This is a genomic window from Streptomyces melanosporofaciens (assembly GCF_900105695.1).
In the GTDB taxonomy this organism is placed as follows: Bacteria; Actinomycetota; Actinomycetes; order Streptomycetales; family Streptomycetaceae; genus Streptomyces; species Streptomyces antimycoticus.
This window is the reverse complement of the sequence record NZ_FNST01000002.1, coordinates 6,541,890-6,554,962: the sequence shown is the minus strand read 5'-3', so window position 1 is coordinate 6,554,962 and position 13,073 is coordinate 6,541,890. Positions and strand designations below refer to the sequence as shown.

The window sequence follows — 13,073 nt, the reverse complement described above, 5'->3', positions numbered from 1 at the left end:
TTGCGACATTTGATGTCCCGGCCCTGTCCTCTTACGACATGGCTGCTTTACGTTTCTCTTTTCCCGCACTACCAGGAACAGTTACAGGGGAACCGTGCTCACTCAGGACACCACCACGCAGAGCGCTTCGAGCGCACCGGAGCCACAGGCACCACCGATCAGCGACCGGCCGGCCGCGCCCGCCCGGTCCAAGAGCGCCGCCATTCTCGGCTGGGTCGTCACACTCACCCTCAACGTCGCCGCGCCGATCGTCACCTACAACGTGCTGCGCGACCACGGCTGGAGCGAATTCGCCGCCCTGCTGCTCAGCAGCGCCTGGCCGGTGGTCGACGGCGCCGTTCACATCGTCTGGCGCCGCCGCCTCGATGAACTCGCCATCGTCACCCTCGTGTTCATCGTGATCACCGCCGTGGTGTCGACGGTCGGCGCACACTCGGCCCGCGCCCTGCTGATCAAGGACTCGGCCGTCACCGGGCTGTTCGGCCTGCTGTGCCTGGCGACGCTGCTGACGCCGCGCCCGCTGATGTTCTACCTGGGGCGCAAGTTCGCCACCGACGGCACCGAGGAGAGCACCTCCTGGTGGAACGGTCTGTGGAACGTCGATGGCTTCCGCAAGGCCATGCTGACGATGACGACCGTCTGGGGCGTGGCCTACTGCATGGAGTCCGCGGTCCGGATCGTGCTGTCCTACACCCTGAGAACCGACACCATGGTGGTCCTGAGCCCGGTCCTGATCTACGCCGTGCTCGCCTCCCTCGGCGTGTGGACGGGCGTGTACGGCAAGCGGTCCCGCCGCAAGGGCCAGGCGCGCGCCGCCGCGGCAGCGGCTGCTGCGGCCGAGGCAGAGGCTGAGGCTGAGGCAGTGGCCAAGGCTGAGGTGGCCGCCGAGGCTGAGGCTGAGACGGTGGCTGAGGCTGAGACGGTGGCCGAGGCTGAAGCGGAGGCTGAGACTGAGGCAGCAGCGGACGAGGCAACGCCCGCCGAGGCGAAGGCGACCGAGCCCGCCTGACACCGCGTAGCCGGCCGCGGGTGAACTCCGGCGGCCGGGCGCGGCGTCGATATGGGAAGCTGTTCGACAGCCGGACACGCATGCGGGGGCCGTGACGGCCGTCGAGAGGAGCAATAGCGTGACGGAGAACGGCTTCCGCGCCGAGGAGATCGATACCAGCAGGCCGCATCCTGCCCGGATCTACGACTACCTGCTGGGCGGCAAGAACAACTACGAGGTGGACCGCGAGGCGGGTGACCGGCTCGCCGCCGCGGCGCCCGAGGTGTGGAGCGGCGTACGGGCCAACCGCGACTTCCTGCGGCGTGCCGTGCGCTACGTGGTCGGCAACGGCATCCGGCAGATCCTCGACATCGGCACCGGGCTGCCCAGCTCCCCCAACGTGCACGAGATCGCCCGGGAGTTGGCGCCGGACGTGCGCGTCGCGTACGTCGACAACGACCCGATCGTCAACACCTACGCCAATGTGCTCCTCCGCGGCTCCGCCGCGACCAGCATCGCGCTGGCCGACCTGCGCGATCCGCGGGCCATCCTGGACCACCCCGACGTCCGCGAGGTCATCGACTTCGACGAGCCGGTGGCGTTGCTCCTCGTCGCCATCGTCCACTTCCTCACCGAGGCGGAGGAGCCCGAGCGGGTCCTCGCCACTCTGCGCGACGGGCTTCCGGCCGGGAGCTTCCTGGTGCTCTCCCACGCCACGGGCGACTTCGCCGACCGCAGCGCGGCCCAGGCCGTGTACGACAACGCCACCGCCACCCTGAACCTGCGGTCCCGCGCCGAGGTCGAGCGGCTCTTCGACGGCTTCACCCTGGTCGAGCCCGGTCTGGCCGAGGTCCCGTACTGGCGCCCGGACGCCCCGCCGCGGACCAGGCCCGGCGATATCGGCTACTACGGCGGCGTGGCGCGCAAGACGGGCTGACCCGCCCGAGGCTCGGCGCCGGCCGGCGTCAGCCGCGCTCCGCACAGCGGTGCCCGTCGCCCGTTCCCACCCCGCGGAGCACCGCGCGCGCTACGTCCTCCGGGAACTTCGGTCCGAGTTTGGAGTGGCCGAAGAGCGACCGGAAGACGATGGGGGCGGCGAACAGGTCCAGCACGAGGTCGGCGTCGAGGCCGGCGCGGAGGTCGCCGCGCGCGACTCCCTTCCGCAGGGACACCTCGCACGCTTCCCGGCGAGGTGCCCAGACCGCGGTGAGGAAGGTGTCCCGCAGCTCCGGATCGTCCGCGAGGTCGGCCACGAGCGCCGGGAGCACATGGCCGAGGACCGGGTCGTCCATGGCGACCCGGAGCGCTTCCAGATGGCCGACGATGTCGCAGTGCGTGCATCCGGTGTCCATGTCCACGACTCCGGCCCGGTCCCGCGCCATGGCCTCGACGACCAAGTGTTTCTGGCTCTTCCAGCGCCGGCGGATGGCGGGTTTGGTGGTGCCCGCCCGCTGCGCGATGGCTTCCATGGTCAGGGCCGGATAACCGACCTCCGCCACGAGTTCGGTCACCGCGGCCAGCACGGCGTGGTCGATCCGCTCGTCCCGCCGGCGTGCCATCGAACTCTCCTGGAACCACACGAAACCCTGTTGTCCGGCCACCCTACCGGGGGGACAGGACGACCTTGCCGAACGGCTTTCCGCTCTCCACCAGCCGGAGGGCGGCATCGGCCTCGGTGAGCGGCAGACGACGGTCGACCACGGCCGAGAGCCGGCCGTCCGCCAGCAGCGTCACGATCCTCGCCCAGGAGGAGCGAAGGTCCTCGGGGGACAGCGAGTTCAGGCTGAAGGCGTACAGCGTCGGCGATGCGTGGAAGTGGCTCAGCAGCGGTGCGAACGCTTCCGGCCCGGGAGATCCACCGGCGGCGCCGCACAGGACGTAGCGCCCGTCGGGCCGCAGGAGTTCGAGGTGCTTCCCCAGGTCCGGGCCGGCGACCGTGTCCACGACGACGTCGTACGTCTGCCCGGGAAGGGCGGACCCGGTCCGGTCGACGACCCGTGCGGCGCCCAGCGCCCGCAGGCGTTCGCCGCGGGCCGGGGACGAGGTGACGACGGTGACCTCGGCTCCGCGCGAGTGGGCGATCTGCGTGGCGAGCACGCCGATCCCGCCGCCGGCGCCGCGCACGAGCACACGTTCTCCCGCGGCGGCTCCCGCCCGGTGCAGCGCGCCCTCGGCGACCAGCGCGTTCACGCCCAGCGTGACCACATCGGCCGCGTCGGTGCCCGGCGGTGCCGGAAAGACCCGGTCGGCGTCGGCGACGACCTTCTCGGCGTAGCCGCCGAAGGCGGGCAGGGCGAGAACCCGCTGCCCGGCGAGCGCCTCGGGCGCGTTCGGTCCGACCGTCGTCACGCGGCCGACGACTTCCAGGCCGGGCACCGACCCCGCGCCGGGAAAGTAGGCGTACTCGCCTCGCCGGGCCATCACGTCCACGTAGCCGACGCCGATCGCGTCGACGTCGACGAGCACCTGGCCCGGCCCGGGCACGGGTTCCGGCGCGTCGACCACGGCGAGATCCCCGGACGACCTGACGATGACGGCCTTCATGGGCTGCTCCGTTCACGATAACGTTCCGGTCCGCATCGGAACGTTATGATGGAATCCGTCGAGCGTCAACGACGGGAGGACGCCAACCCGTGGCGTGCTGTCGTGTCAGGAGCCGGTGTGGCGGGAGCCGTCGCCTCAGGAGGGGCAGGCGCTCTCGGAGCCGCTGCGGTAGGTGCGGTAGAGGGTGGCCGCGCCCGGGGCGCCGGAGCGGGCGCTCGACGGGTACTCGACTACGGGGACGGGCTTGCAGACGGCCCATTGGTCGTTCTTGCCCGGGCCCTCGAAGCCGTAGGTGCCTCCGGCGCCGACCAAGCAGGAGCTGCACGAGTCGCCGGCGATGCTCGGGATGATGAGGGTGTTGTACACATCGTCCTTGGTCGGGATGCTCATCGCCTCCGGCGCCTTCTTGCCGCCCTCGTTGATCTCGGCGAAGGTGCGGTCCACGGCGCCCGCGAGCAGCGCGAAGGCGTCGTGGTACATCACGGCGTAGCCGTCGTCCAGCGGCTTGCCGCCCAGCTTGTGCTGCTTCCGTATCTCCTCGAAGCGGTCGAGGAAGCGGCCGAGCGCCTTCTTGGGGTTGCTCTTCCCCGCCCACCAGGCGGGGTCGACGGAGGAGGCGTCGACGATCGTGGCCCGTGCCTCGTCCAGCCACCGGGTGGGCGCGTCCGCGGTGAGGGTGGGTTCCAGGCCGATGCCGACCTTCAGGATGCGCAGCGTCGAGGTGCGCCCGCAACTGCCCTCCTGCGCCATGCGCTCCATGAACGCGGGCAGGTCCTGGTCGCGGCCCGCGAAGAAGACGGTGTCGGACTTCTCGTTGCAGATCTTCTGCACGGCGTCGGTGAACCGCTGGGGGATGCCCTTGTCGGTTCCGGAGGTGCCGGTGAAGTTCGAGTTGTGGTTGGTCAGGTCGTATGCCGTGCCGAAGTGCCGCTCGAAGACGCTGCGCAGATTCTGGGAGTAGACGTCCTCGCTGCGGTTGTCCCAGACCAGGAAGCCCCGGTGCCCGGCCGGCTTCTTGTCCAGGTAGAGCCCCAGGGCGCGGGCGAACTGGTCGTTGTTGGGCGAGGTCTTGAAGAAGTACGGGGAGTTCATGTTGGCCGCGGTGATGACCGGGCCGACGGTGGGGATACTGTGCTTGCTGAGCGCGGCGATGGCCCTGCGGGTCTCCGGGGTGCTGCTGGGGATGCCGGTCACGCCGACCAGTGGCGCCCGGGTGTCCTTGGACAGCTCGGCGAGGCGATCGACGACGGGCTCCCAGCGGTCGAGGTTCCGGCCGTCGGGGGCGAGCAGCAGCTGGTACTGCGGCCCGCCGAAGCGGTTGGCCTGCCGTTGGGCGGCCAGCGCACCGGCGAGTCCGCGGCGGATCATGTCCACCGTCATGGCGCTGTGGTCGTCCGCGGTGAAGGGCATCATCAGCGCGATCCGCACGTATGGGATCTTGGGCCCGCTCGGCGGATCCTCCCAGTCCTGCCGCACCCGCGCGTTCTCGTCCGCCACCGCCCCGATGAGGCTTTCGATGCCCGGGTCCGCCTCGAAGGCTTCCGCGGTGACGCCCACGCAGTCTCCGCCGATCTCCCGCAGATCGTCACCACACCTGCCGGGGCCCTGCGCCACGTTGACGACGACGGTGATCGCGACGGCGACCAGGGCGCCGACCCCGACGACGGCCAGCCATTCGAGCGGCCCCCACTCGCGAGGGTGACGGCGGAACAGACGGAACAGCATGCTTCCTCACTGACCGGATATAGGGAAGGGGCGCTTCTTCCGTGCCGCCGCAGGCCAACTGCGGGCGGCCTGACCCAGGACGGCGTGCCAGGACGGATGGCGCGGGGAGAGGTAGGCCAGCTCTTCGCCGACCGCCTTGCACATATCGGGGTCCGGCTCGGCGTGCGGCTCGGACACGTGCCACAGGGCGTGCAGCAGCCGGTTCACACAGCGCTCGATCTCATGCAGTTCGGCGTACCGGCCGTCGTGCGCGCCGAGGGCGATCTGCATCCGTTCGTCGGTCCACTCCGCGGCCGGTGGGGTGGGAGCGGTGGCGGCGTACCGCAGGCACAGCAGCCAGTGGGCGGCGGCCTGGGCGTCCTTCTCCGACTGGAACTCCTCCGTCAGCATGGCCACCACCGTCTCCGCGTTTCCGGCCGCGAGGGTGTGCCGCAGGGCGTCCGCCTCGCCGCTCTCCCCGCGCTGGGCGTGGTGCATCCGCAGGAAGCGGTGGATGTCCTGCCAGCTACGGCCGTCCTCGGCCCGTGACGAGGTGCGGCGCGCCTCGTGGACGAGCAGCGTCCGCAGCAGCGCGTCGGTGACCAACGGCTCGTCGGGCGGGGTGAGTTGCTGCCACTGCTGCTCTTCGAGGTAGTCGGTGGCGGAGTTGGCGGGGAGCTGGTCCGGGCCCTGGAGACGCAGATTCTCGGCCAGCGCCTCCGCCGCGGTGCTGTCGCGGGCGAGCGAGAGCAGGGTCAGCCGGTCGCGCTGGCGCCGGTTGGGAAGCAGCCGCTCCAGGAGCGCTTCGGTGACGGCGCGGCCGTCCTTGGCGTGCAGTTCGAGGAGGTCGCGCGGGCCCACACCGCGGCCCCGCTTGGTGGCGTCCAGGACGGCCGCGCACAGGACGGTGGTCACGGCGGGATGCCCGCCGGTCAGGGAGTGCACGGCGGAGGCCAGATAGGGGTGGAGCGGCCGGGCGGGCCAGTCCGGCACCAGGAGGGGCAGGATGTCGTCCCGGCTCAGTGGAGTGAGGGGTACGGCGAGCAGCCCGGCGGACGGGGCCAGGCCGTTGCGCTGCCAACCGGAGGACTTCACCAGGTCGGGCAGGTCGCGGCGGATGGCAGCCGACGCGTTCTCCGGTAAGCCGCCGAGGCGGGTGGCCACGACGACGAGCTCCTCGTGGTCGGGGCGTTCGGGCAGCGCCCGGTGCTCGAGAAGCAGATCGAGGAAGTCCTGCCCGGGCGGGAAGTGGGCGTCGTCGAGCAGGATGAGCGGCCAGGGCTCCCGGTTCCAGCGCTGCAGCCTGCCGTAGGAGGAGGCGACATCGTGGAGGAAGGCGGCCATCAGGCTCTGCTCGGCCGCGTGCCGGTAGTCGCCGCCGCGCTGGAACCACTCCCCGAGCAGCACCAGCGGATCCTGGCCGTCCGCGCCCCGTGGGAAGCGCCGGCGGTACCACTCCTGTGCCGCGACCGGCTGATACCGGTCGGTGTACTCCGCCACCACGGCGGCGGTGACCGCCTCCCGGCCCCATTCCCCGTCGGCCTGCGCGCCCATCGTCTCCAGACGACCTTCGACGGCGGTGGCCCAGGCGTGTCTCAGCGCGTTCTCGTCCCCGTCGGCGAGGCGGCAGGCAAGCAGCAGCCGGGCGAACGTCAGGCACGCCACGTCCCGCTGCTCGCCGTTGCCGGGGTACCAGCCGGAGACGGCGAACAGGCCGGGCACCAGGACCGGGAAGCGGCGGCGCACATCGGGGGCGAGCCCGCACACCAGCTCCGCGAGGATCTCGACGAGGGTCGAGGCGGTGGGGGCGCGGCCGTCGGCCGGGGCGGGCGGGAAGGTCTCGGATTCGGTGGCCACGGCGCGGACATGGGCCAGCGGCAGCCGGTCGCGGTAGCGCGCGGCGAGCTCTTCGAGCACCGCGCTGCGCCCCATGCCGTGGTATCCGGTCACCAGCACCACGGGAAGGTCGCCCTGGTGCTCCCGGCCCACCCGGGACCGCTCGTCGTAGGCCAGGCCGGTCAGCCGGGGAACGAGCGAGCGCAGCAGGGGGTCCCGGCCATAGAGCGGTGACCCTTCCGATACGCGCATCCTGCTGCGTCCCGCCTCAGTCGTCCTCTGCTGCCCGGCAGCCGTGACCTCGGAGACGGGCGGCACCGCTCCCCCGAGACATCAGCCGCTGACATCCGTACCAACTACGCCTACATTCTTGAACTTACCCGTTGGGTAAACATCCCACCAGGTAATCGCGGCACCGGGTGTGAGCCGGGTGGGTGCCGGGTGCGCGGCGGCGCCGGTCAGGGATGCGGGTAGATGTCGAGTTCCACGCTGTCGGGGAGCGAGTCCGCGCCGCGTATCTCGCCCGGGTAGACGAGCCGCACCCGGCGCAGCCGGGGCAGTCCGGCGAGGGAGGCGAGATCGAGCTCCGCGACCTGCGAGAGATGGATCTCCTCCAGCCCCGGAAGGCGCCGGGCGATGCGCCGCAGCGGCACCGCGGAACCGGCCCTGGCCCATACGTCCAGGTGGGTGACCTGGGGGATCTCGGTGCGGGGGGCGAACAGCAGCATGCTCAGCTGCTGCGGGGAGAGCGTCAGCTTGCGCAGATTCGGCAACTCGGCGATGAGGGAGCCCCATTCGTCCGGCGCCAGGCGCTCGCTGGCGTCCTGCAGCCGCAGCTCCTCCAGCTCCCGGCACTCCACGATCCCGGCGAGCTGCGCCGCCGACGACGGCAGGGAGAGCAGCCGCAACTCGGCGGGGCGCGGGAGGTCGGGCAGACCGCGCCAGGGCACCTCCGGTCCGACCAGGAGCCCTTCCAGCCGGGGGCAGTCGGCCAGCTTCAGCAGGGGCTCGAACTGGGGGAGGTCCCGCAGCTCCAGCCTCCGCAGCCGGGGCAGCCGGGTCAGCGGCGTGGGGTCCTTGACGTTCCGGCATCCCTGCAGGGCGACCGTCTCCAGCTCCGGGTAGGCGGAGAGCAGGGTGAGGTCCTCCAGCCGCAGGGTGTTGCGCAGGCGCAGCTCGCGCAGATGACGCGGGTCGAGCGAGGCGCGGATGTCCTCCGGGGCGAAGTCGCCGTGCAGGCCCACGCGTTGATAGCCGGACATGGTGCGCAGCGCCTCCAGCTCGGCGGGTGAGCGCACCGTGACGATCTCCTCGGGGGCGGTGTCGAGGAGCGGCCGTACGATCTCCTCCGCGTACACCTTGGTGTCGAACCGGTCCCAGTGGGCGAGGAGTTGCGCGCGCACCGCGGGCTGGCCGGTGCCCAGGAACTCCCGGAGCCTGGGGATGGCGGCGTCCCCGCCGATCTGGCAGATCGCGTGGACGGTGGCCAGCTCCTCGTCGCCCGCCAGGTCCTTGGCGTCGGGCAGCAGGCCCAGGAGCAGCGGGCCCGTCTGCGCCAGCGACCTGGCCTCGCGCAGGCTGCGCGGCGGCAGCAGCCGGGCGGCCCGGTCCTCGATGGCCTCGCGCACCGTCGGCTCCAGGCGGGTGGCCTGTTCGAGGGAGGCGAGGGCGAGGAGTCGCAGCCGCGCCTGGACGGTGGCGTCCTGCTCCCGGTCGCCCCGCTCGCGCAGCCGGGTCAGCAGGTCGGCACGCTCTTGGTGACGAGCCTGTGCGACGGCCATCTGCACCACGTCCTCCCACTGGTCCAGGTGTGCGTTGTTCACCAGCATGCCCATATCGCGCTCTTCCAGCACGGCCCTGGCGCCCAGGAAGTCCTGGAAGGTGCGGTGGATGAAGTCGACCGCGCCCGGGGCCGGTTCGCGCAGCAGTCCGGAGCGCTCCAGCAGATGCTGGAGGGCCTCCTCCGCCGTTCCGACGTCCGCGAGGCGCGGGACGGAGGGCTGCAGCCGCCGCACCACGTTCACCGCATCGGGACGGTCCAGTTGCGTCCGCTCGTTGCGGATCAGCCAGTACGCGAGCCTCTGGAGCGGCTCGGTGGCCGACTTCTGGTCCAGGGCCGGACGGCTGCGGCCGTAGACCTCGCGCTCCAGGTCGCGCCGCTCCAGCAGCATGGAGAGCGCCGCCTCGTACAGGGAGGCGCGGCCCTGGGGCAGGAAGCCGCGCCGCTCCCGGTGCAGGGCGCAGATCAGGCCGCACATCAGCGGGTTGGTCGCCAGGCGGCTCAGCTCGGGGCTGCTGCGCAGCGACAGCGAGAGCGACTCGCCGAGTTCCTGGGAGGCTCCCGCCGCGGTGTGCCAGCGCCGGATGAACTGCTTCATGTCGGCGGGCCGCATCGCGGCGAGCGCGAACTCCTGGAAGCCCTCGCGGGCCAGCCAGCCCCGTTCGAGGGCCGAGGGGCGGGAGGTGAGCAGCCACAGATTGCCGGGGAAGACGGCGAGCAGCTTCTTCAGCCAGGCCCGCACCCGGGCCCGGTCGTCCTTCGGGATCTCGTCGGCCCCGTCGATCAGGAGCACACCGCGCCCGTGCCGCAGCACCCGCGCGGCCCAGCCGTCGGGCTCGGTGCCCACCAGCGGGCAGCCGATCCAGCGCAGGAAGTCATCGGGCATGGGCAGCTCGGAGTCCCGGCGCGCCAGGGTGCGCAGCGGCAGGACGAAGGGCACGCGCCCGAACAGCTGCGAGAGCCCGCCCGGCACCCGATCCTGCTGGGCCGTGGAGAGCGCCAGCCACTGGACGAGGGTGGTCTTGCCGGTGCCGGCGACACCGCGCAGCAGGACGCGCTCATGGCTGGCGAAGACCGCCTCGGCCGGGCCCGCGGCCCGCTCGGCCTCGGTGTCCCGGTCGGCGCCGGGCTCGCCGTTCACCACCGGGACCCGGTCGGTGCCGTCGCGGTACGGCCTGGCCTCCAGGCTCAGATAGGCGGTCTCCAGCGGCCAGTCCTGGCCGTCCGGTTCGCGGAGGTCGACGCCGTAGATCGTGAGCCTGCCGTGGCACTCGACGACGTAGCGCGCGTACTCCTCCTCGAACTGGATGTCCTGGTGGCTGATGTCCGGCAGCCGCCGCAGGATTGAGTCCAATTTCTCGCTCTGCTCCCGGATCTCGCGGCTCTGCTCGATCTGGGCTCGGGCCGCGAATCCGGGCCGCTGGCTGAAGAAGCGCATGAGATGGAGGCAGGCCGTCTCCAGCAGCCGGTCGTGGAAGCGGGCGGCGTCGTCGCTCAGCAGCCTGCGCGTGTCGGGGCCCGCGCGCCGGGACAGCTCCGCGGCCAGCCGCTCGGGGCCGAGCGCGAAGGCGTGGACGTCGTCCATGTCGAGATCGCCGAGGGCGTGCAGGGTGCGGGTCAGCGCCTGGCCGACGGAGTCGTGCTCGTCGGCGCCGATCGGCGGATCGTGCGGCCCGGCGGCCCGCACGGCGCGGCGGACCAACTCGCGGGCGAGCTTGTGCAGATCGTCCTCGGTGAGGGTGCGGTGCTCCCGGGCGAAGGAGACGAGCCGGCGGATCGGAACGGGCCGCTCGCCGTACTCCGCCCCGGGCGCGCTCGCGGGCGGCAGCAGCAGCCGTTTGACCACCGGTACGACCACTGCCGATGCGATCCGCAGCCCCACCGTGCCGCCGTCCACAGCAGCCCCTCCCTCGCGGCGTCGGCGCGCGTTCCCCGCCGAGCCCCGTGCAACCCCTCACCTGCCGCTCACCATAGCCGCGAAGACCCCTCCAGGGTGAGAGTCCACGGAGCGCGAAGCGCGGTCGCACCGGTACGGTTTGGCCCATGGATGTTTCCGGAACAGCTTCCGCCGATGAAAACACCAGGCCGCAGGCGGTCATCAAGACCACCGCACGCCAACTGCTGGTGAAACTGGGGGCCGGGGGGCTGACCCTGGACGCCGTCGCCCGAGAGGGCGGACTCGCCCTCAGCGATGTGGAAACCGTCTTTCCGCATCGGGACGAGCTGCTGACCGCGCTGCTCATCGACGCCTACAACGACTCCGGCGCCGCGATGGAGCAGGCCGATCAGGCCGCCAGGGACGCCGGCGCGTCGGCGGGGGCGCGGCTCCTCGCGGCCACCCGCGCGCTGCGCCGGTGGTCCTTCGCCAACCCCGCCGAGTTCACGCTGGTCTACGGCTCGCCCGTGCCGGACTACCACGCCCCGCAGGACACGGTCCCGCCCGCCTCACGCACCCCGGCGGTGCTGGCCGGCATCGTGCGTTCGGCGCTGGAGGCCGGTGAACTCACCGCGCCCCGGCGTCAGGTGCCGGGGCCGCCGCTGCTTCTGCCGGAGGCCGAGGCGCTCTTCGGCGGGGCGCCCGAGGCTCCGTTCTCGGACCTCATCGAGCGCGGCATCGTGCTGTGGAGCAGTCTGGTCGGGCTCCTGGTCTTCCAGGTCTTCAGCCGTACCCATGACAGCGTCCGGGACGAGACCGCGTTCTTCGACTACGCCATCGCGGTCGCGGCCGAGGGGATCGGACTCGTGGTTCCCTTGGGCGAGCACACCGACTGAACCGTTCGGCACCTGTGGGGGAAAGGGCCGTGACCACCATCAAGACTCTCTGCTTCGTCATCGCGGCGCTGTCGTCGTACGCCGCGCTGATCTACCGACTGTTCCAGGTCAGGCGCAGCTGGCGGGACACCGCCTACCGCGCACTCGTGATCACCCTGCTGCTGCAGTGCCTCACCTTCACGATGGGTGCCTTCGCCATGGGGAGCGAACGCTTCCTGGGCGTCGGCAACCTCGCGATCCTGGTGATGCATCTGTCGGCGGTCGCCTTCTGCGTCAGCGCGCAGATCATCCTGCTGCACTGGGCGTCCGCCACCGAGGAGTCGGGGCGCAGGGCCCGCTACTGGCTGATCATCGGCGTCGCCCTCGACGCGCTGCTGACGGCGCTGTTCTTCATCGCCGACGGCCCCGGGCGGCCGGCCGAGGACTTCAACACCGGCAGCGGCCGGCCGCTGATCCTCACCTACCTCCTGGTCTTCATGGTCTCCCAGGCCATTCCGTGCGTCACCATCCTGCGCCAGTGCGTGCCCTACGCCAGGATGGCGGGCAAGACCTCGCTGGGGCAGGCGCTGCGGATGCTCTCCGTCGCCGCGGTGATCCTCTTCCTCTACTGCCTGGCCAGGGTGGTCAACGTGCTCACGGCCGCGGGCGGGCTCGACATCGGCGGCTGGACGCTCGCCGCCTCCGTCTTCAGCGCGCTGGGCATCGTCACCCTCTCGCTCGCCCTGACGATCTCCTCCTGGGGGCCCTCGGCCACCAAGTTGCTGGAGTGGGCGCGTGGTTACCGGTCCTACCGGGCCCTGTACCCGCTGTGGCGGGATCTGTACGAGTCCTCTCCGGACATCGTCCTGGAGCCGCCGGGGGCCGCGGTCTCCGACCTCAACTACCGGCTCCACCGGCGGGTGATCGAAATACGGGACGGCTGGCGGGAGTTGCGCCCCTATATCGACCGCACCACGGGCGGCGACGGCCAGGTCGGCGCCAAGGGGAGCGAGGAGTCCCGGCAGGCGTTCGCCGAGGCGGCGCAGATCAGGCAGGCCCTGCACGCCAAGCGCACCGGCATCATTCCCGATGACAACGCGGACACCGGCGACTTCGAGGACCGCGACACGGACAACTTCACCGCCGAGGTCGTCTGGCTCACCAAGGTGGCCTCCGCCTACCGGCGGCTCGCCAAAGCGCGCTGAAAGGGGGACGAGAGGGATCCCGCCCGGTCTGCCCCCGTCAGGCCGAGCGGGATTTCCCCCGTGATTCCCCCGTTTTCCTTACTTCCGGGCCGAGCGGGTGGCCCCGCCCGGCCCAGCTCGGCACAGCCCTGGAAGACCGGGCCGAACCGGCCGACAGAACTGACAACCTACTCGGCCACCCCCGTGAGCGGAGTTAGCTGGCAGCTATCGGCGAGGTCCACGTTGGCGGAGTTGGGCCAGATTGTCAACTGACCGCTAATCTGCG

At 71.5% G+C, this 13,073-nt stretch carries 9 protein-coding genes; 4 read left to right on the top strand and 5 right to left on the bottom strand.

The window, feature by feature from the left end; genetic code table 11:
- Positions 1–94 precede the first annotated feature (94 nt).
- Positions 95–1,009 (top strand): VC0807 family protein, encoded by a 915-nt coding sequence (locus BLV72_RS31210; protein ID WP_244321101.1) that lies wholly within the window; start codon positions 95–97, stop codon positions 1,007–1,009.
- 118 nt (positions 1,010–1,127) lie between these two features.
- The gene (locus tag BLV72_RS31205; protein ID WP_093466443.1) at positions 1,128–1,925 is read left to right on the top strand and encodes an SAM-dependent methyltransferase; all 798 of its coding nucleotides are present in this window, start codon (positions 1,128–1,130) and stop codon (positions 1,923–1,925) included.
- Positions 1,926–1,953: 28 nt separating this feature from the next.
- Here the strand turns inward: BLV72_RS31205 and BLV72_RS31200 are convergent, their stop codons facing one another.
- From BLV72_RS31200 to BLV72_RS31180, 5 genes are all read right to left on the bottom strand, one after another.
- Entirely contained in the window at positions 1,954–2,547 is a 594-nt protein-coding gene (locus BLV72_RS31200) for a TetR/AcrR family transcriptional regulator (protein ID WP_093466442.1), read from the bottom strand.
- 43 nt (positions 2,548–2,590) lie between these two features.
- Positions 2,591–3,532: a quinone oxidoreductase family protein gene (locus BLV72_RS31195; RefSeq protein ID WP_093466440.1), complete on the bottom strand. Its 942-nt coding sequence runs from the start codon at positions 3,530–3,532 to the stop codon at positions 2,591–2,593.
- A gap of 135 nt (positions 3,533–3,667) precedes the next feature.
- Positions 3,668–5,257, bottom strand: a complete 1,590-nt coding sequence (locus BLV72_RS31190; protein WP_093466439.1) for an ABC transporter substrate-binding protein — start codon at positions 5,255–5,257, stop codon at positions 3,668–3,670.
- A 6-nt stretch (positions 5,258–5,263) separates the two neighbouring features.
- Positions 5,264–7,324, bottom strand: coding sequence for an ATP-binding protein (locus BLV72_RS31185; protein ID WP_093466437.1), 2,061 nt, complete (start codon positions 7,322–7,324; stop codon positions 5,264–5,266).
- A gap of 206 nt (positions 7,325–7,530) precedes the next feature.
- Complete coding sequence (locus BLV72_RS31180) at positions 7,531–10,749, bottom strand: NACHT domain-containing protein (RefSeq protein WP_093466436.1); 3,219 nt, start codon at positions 10,747–10,749, stop codon at positions 7,531–7,533.
- A 146-nt stretch (positions 10,750–10,895) separates the two neighbouring features.
- On the opposite strand from BLV72_RS31180, the gene BLV72_RS31175 reads away from it, so the two are divergent.
- Positions 10,896–11,624, top strand: a complete 729-nt coding sequence (locus BLV72_RS31175) for a TetR/AcrR family transcriptional regulator (protein ID WP_093466434.1) — start codon at positions 10,896–10,898, stop codon at positions 11,622–11,624.
- A gap of 29 nt (positions 11,625–11,653) precedes the next feature.
- The gene (locus BLV72_RS31170; RefSeq protein ID WP_093466433.1) at positions 11,654–12,808 is read left to right on the top strand and encodes an MAB_1171c family putative transporter; all 1,155 of its coding nucleotides are present in this window, start codon (positions 11,654–11,656) and stop codon (positions 12,806–12,808) included.
- The last annotated feature ends 265 nt before the right edge of the window (positions 12,809–13,073 follow it).